Raw genomic sequence first — 4254 nt, forward strand, 5'->3', positions numbered from 1 at the left:
GATCGCGCCCATGCCGGTGGAGGTGATCACCCCACCCGCGCCGCCTTCCAGTTCGGCCAGCGCTTCGCCAAGCAGGTCGCGCGTGGGATTGCCACTGCGGGTGTAGTCGTACTGGCGCTTGTTGCCGAAGCCATCGAAGCTGAAGTTGGACGACAGCACGATCGGCGGCGTCACCGCACCGTGGGCGGTGTCGCGGTCGATGCCGGCGCGCACGGCGGCGGTGACGCGGCTACAGGACGGCTCGGTACCGGTGGACAGGCTCATGCGGTTTCTCCCAGGGAACGAATGGCGGTGGCGAGGATCGCGTCGATGCGATCGGTTTCTTTGAGAAAGGCATCGTGGCCGTACGGCGAGCGCAGCACGCGCAGGCTGCCGCGCGGCCCCAGCCCTTCGACCAGGCCAACGCAATCGGCCAGCGGCACCAGACGGTCGCCTTCCACGGCCACCACCACGGTCGGCAGGTGGATGGCGGTCGGGTCGACGCGGTGCAGGTCGATCGATTCGGACAGGCGCAGGTAGGCGTCCACCGCGGTGCGCGCCACGTACTGCGCGCCGGCGGCATCGAGGTAATCCTCGGCGGCCACGCGCACGCGGCCGTTGACCACTTCCGGCGGTGCATCGAAGCGCTCGCCGAATTCTTCCGGCGTGCGGTAGCTGAGCATCGCGAACTGCCGCGCCAGGGCCAGCCCGTGGCCTTCGGCGCATTGCAGCTGGCCCAGGGCCACCGCACGGCGCTGCAGTGCGCGCCAGGCCGAGGCGTAGGGATGCGGACGATGCGCGCCGCTTACCGCCACCAGCTTGAGCAGACGCGGGCGATGGCGGATGGCGAACTGCTGGCCAACCAGTGCACCGTAGGAATAGCCGACGAAGCACAACACCTGGGCAATGCCGAGATGGTCGAGCAGCAGTGCCAGCGCGTCGGCCTGGTCGGCCGTATCGATGGGCAGGTCCAGCGCGCCGTCGGCACCGATGAAATCGAAGGCGAGGATGCGCTGCTCGGCTGGGTCCAGTGCGCGGCCGGCGGCGACAAGCCCTTCGGCCCAGCCTTTTTCCGGGAATTCGGTGTTGGCGGCCACGTGCCGATGCGCGGAAATGCCCCCGGCCAGCACCACCACCGGTGCACCCGCACGCCCCACCAGTTCATAGCGCAGGCGTACCGGACGGGCACCGGCGTGGCGCATCGACAGCACCGCGGCGATTTCGCCGCGCACGGCGTTGGACCCGGCGTCGAGCGGGACGCTGATCGGTGCGAAGGCGTCGGTGGCAACAGCGGTGGCGGTGGCGAAACCCATGGCGGTATCCAAAGTAGGAAAACGGCCATCGAGCTTTCGCGGAGCTCGCGTTCGAAGCGCACGCACGGTGCACGGTTCGAACCATCTTTCGGAAGACACCAACGGTCTCCGCAGGATTTGGCACCTACGCAGGTCGCTTTCGCGTCTGCGGGCTGCCCCGGCTTCAAAGGGCCTGTCCCTCTGCCGGTCTCGATGGTGGAGCCACGATGCCAGCCCCTTTCAGCGATGTCAATCCTTTCATCGGGATGAAGCGATATAGTTTTTTCTCATCAGGGCGCCACCCGCACGCACCGAGCGTCGCGCTTTCCTGAACGGACCCGGTTGCGTACAGTCGCGCCCATCTCCACCGGATCCCCGCCATGCGCCGTGCGCTGCTGCTGACCTTGCTGTCGTGTCCTCTCGCCCTCCAGGCCGCCAGCGTGCCCGGCAATGCCGCCTGGCGCTCGGGCTGGGGCCTGGTCGAGCAGGCCCACGCCGCCGCGCCGGCCAACCGCCTCGATGCGGGCATTGCCACGGTCAAGCTGGAGGGCGGTGGCAGCCGCTGGCAGGCTCGCGTGGACAACCACCTGTTCGGGCCGGTGCAGATCGCACTGCGCCAACCGGCCGGCGCCACGGCGTTGCCCGGCCTGCCGCTGCAGGCGGTGCTGGCCGGCTCGGCCAGCGTCGTGGTGACCCGCCTGCAACTGTCGTCGGACATACCACGGCTGGACCTGCTGCTCGATGCGGTGCCCGGCGATCCCACCGCCACGGCCCAGGACGTGGCCTACCAGCTGCCTTTCGATGCCAGGCGCTTCCAGGTCACCCAGGCTCCGCAGGGCCGTTTCAGCCACACCGATGCGGAGAACCGCGACGCCATCGACTTCGCCCTGGCCGAAGGGACCTCGGTGCTCGCCGCGCGCGCCGGCCGGGTGATGCAGGTGCAGGGCAATTTCGACGGGAACGGACAGGACCCGGTGCGCGATCGGGCGCGGGCCAACTTCATTCGGATCCTGCACGAAGACGGCAGCATGGCCGTCTACGCGCACCTGCAGGCCAACGGCGTCCTGGTGCGCAGCGGCCAGCGGGTCGACGCTGGCCAGCGGATCGGCCTGTCGGGCAACACCGGTTTCAGCACCGCGCCGCACCTGCATTTCGTGGTCCAGACCAACAGTGGCATGCAGCTGCGGTCGGTGCCGGTACGGATCGTGACCCCGCAGGGCGAGCTGCACTTCGCCCGCGAAGCCGATCCGGGCGGCCCCGCCGCCCTGCCCTGACCCCGGCCACGCCCGCCCCCGCTATACTGGACGGCTTATCTCCATGAAAAGCGCCCCGGGCGGGCGCGTCACGCCATGTCCGAAGTCGCCAACGAAGCCGCGCGCCGCCGCACCTTCGCCATCATTTCCCATCCTGACGCCGGCAAGACCACGCTGACCGAAAAGCTGCTGCTGTTCGGCGGTGCGATCCAGATGGCCGGTTCGGTGAAGGGCCGCAAGGCCGCGCGCCACGCAACGTCCGACTGGATGGCGCTGGAAAAGGAGCGCGGGATCTCGGTCACCTCCTCGGTGATGCAGTTCCCTTACGAAGGCAAGATCGTCAACCTGCTCGACACCCCCGGCCACGCCGACTTCGGCGAGGACACCTACCGCGTGCTCACCGCGGTGGACTCGGCGCTGATGGTGATCGACGTGGCCAAGGGCGTGGAAGAGCGCACCATCAAGCTGATGGAAGTGTGCCGCCTGCGCGATACCCCGATCATGACCTTCATCAACAAGCTCGACCGCGAGGGCAAGGAGCCGATCGACCTGCTGGATGAAGTGGAGAGCGTGCTCGGCATCCAGTGCGCGCCGGTGACCTGGCCGATCGGGATGGGCCAGCGCCTGAAAGGCGTGGTCCACCTGATCAGCGGCGAAGTCCACCTGTACGAACAGGGCCGCAACTTCACCCGCCAGGATTCGACCATCTTCCCGTCGATCGATTCGCCAGGCCTGGCCGAGAAGATCGGTGAGCGCATGCTGGCCGACCTGCGCGACGAGCTGGAACTGGTGCAGGGCGCCAGCCACCCGTTCGACCTGGAGGCCTACCTGGCCGGCAAGCAGACCCCGGTGTTCTTCGGCTCGGGCGTGAACAACTTCGGCGTGCAGCCGCTGCTGGACTTCTTCGTCGAGCACGCGCCGTCGCCGCAGCCGCGCGCCACCACCGGCCGGGTGATCGCGCCGGAGGAAAACAAGCTCACCGGCTTCGTGTTCAAGATCCAGGCCAACATGGACCCGCAGCATCGCGACCGCGTGGCCTTCATGCGGATCTGCTCGGGCCGGTTCGTCGCCGGCATGAAGACCTTCCACGTGCGCACCGGCAAGGAAATGAAGCTGGCCAACGCGCTGACCTTCATGGCCAGCGATCGCGAGATCGCCGCCGAAGCGTGGCCGGGCGATGTCATCGGTATCCACAACCACGGCACCATCTCCATCGGTGACACCTTCACCGAAGGCGAGGCGGTGAGCTTCACCGGCATCCCGAACTTCGCCCCGGAACTGTTCCGCCGCGCACGCCTGCGCGATCCGCTCAAGCTCAAGCAGCTGCAGAAGGGCCTGGCCCAGCTCTCCGAAGAAGGTGCCACGCAGTTCTTCCGCCCGCTGATGAGCAACGATCTGATCCTCGGTGCGGTGGGTGTGCTGCAGTTCGACGTGGCCGCCTACCGCCTGAAGGACGAGTACGGCGTGGAAGCCACCTTCGAGCCGGTCAGCGTGACCACGGCGCGCTGGGTCACCTGCAGCAACGAGAAGAAGCTGGAGGAGTTCCGCGAAAAGAACGCGGGCAACCTGAGCATCGATGCGGCCGGGCAGCTGGTGTATCTGGCACCGACCCGGGTCAACCTGCAGCTGGCGCAGGAGCGTGCGCCGGATGTGCGCTTCGCTGCCACGCGCGAAGCGGCACACAGTATTTCGGTCGGCTGATACCGCGTCTGAACAGGCCCGCGTGCATG

The 4254-nt window shown here is 67.9% G+C and carries 4 protein-coding genes and 1 riboswitch; of the genes, 2 read left to right on the forward strand and 2 right to left on the reverse strand.

Annotated features, from left to right (window positions below; genetic code table 11):
- Together AC1DQP_RS17375 and metX are read right to left on the reverse strand one after the other, a co-directional pair.
- Positions 1-264: PLP-dependent transferase (locus tag AC1DQP_RS17375; RefSeq protein WP_478052088.1), on the reverse strand; the 264-nt coding region annotated here is incomplete at its 3' end.
- The gene (metX, locus tag AC1DQP_RS17380) at positions 261-1292 is read right to left on the reverse strand and encodes a homoserine O-succinyltransferase MetX (protein WP_457319749.1); all 1032 of its coding nucleotides are present in this window, start codon (positions 1290-1292) and stop codon (positions 261-263) included. The genes metX and AC1DQP_RS17375, both read right to left, overlap by 4 nt.
- Before the next feature lie 78 nt (positions 1293-1370).
- Positions 1371-1491, reverse strand: a riboswitch (SAM riboswitch).
- 160 nt (positions 1492-1651) lie between these two features.
- On the opposite strand from metX, the gene AC1DQP_RS17385 reads away from it, so the two are divergent.
- Complete coding sequence (locus AC1DQP_RS17385) at positions 1652-2545, forward strand: M23 family metallopeptidase (protein ID WP_457319751.1); 894 nt, start codon at positions 1652-1654, stop codon at positions 2543-2545.
- A 75-nt stretch (positions 2546-2620) separates the two neighbouring features.
- A complete protein-coding gene (locus AC1DQP_RS17390; RefSeq protein WP_256775817.1) occupies positions 2621-4225 on the forward strand; it encodes a peptide chain release factor 3 in 1605 nt (534 codons plus the stop codon).
- Positions 4226-4254: the final 29 nt, after the last annotated feature.

Source organism: Stenotrophomonas sp. P5_A8 (assembly GCF_056400545.1).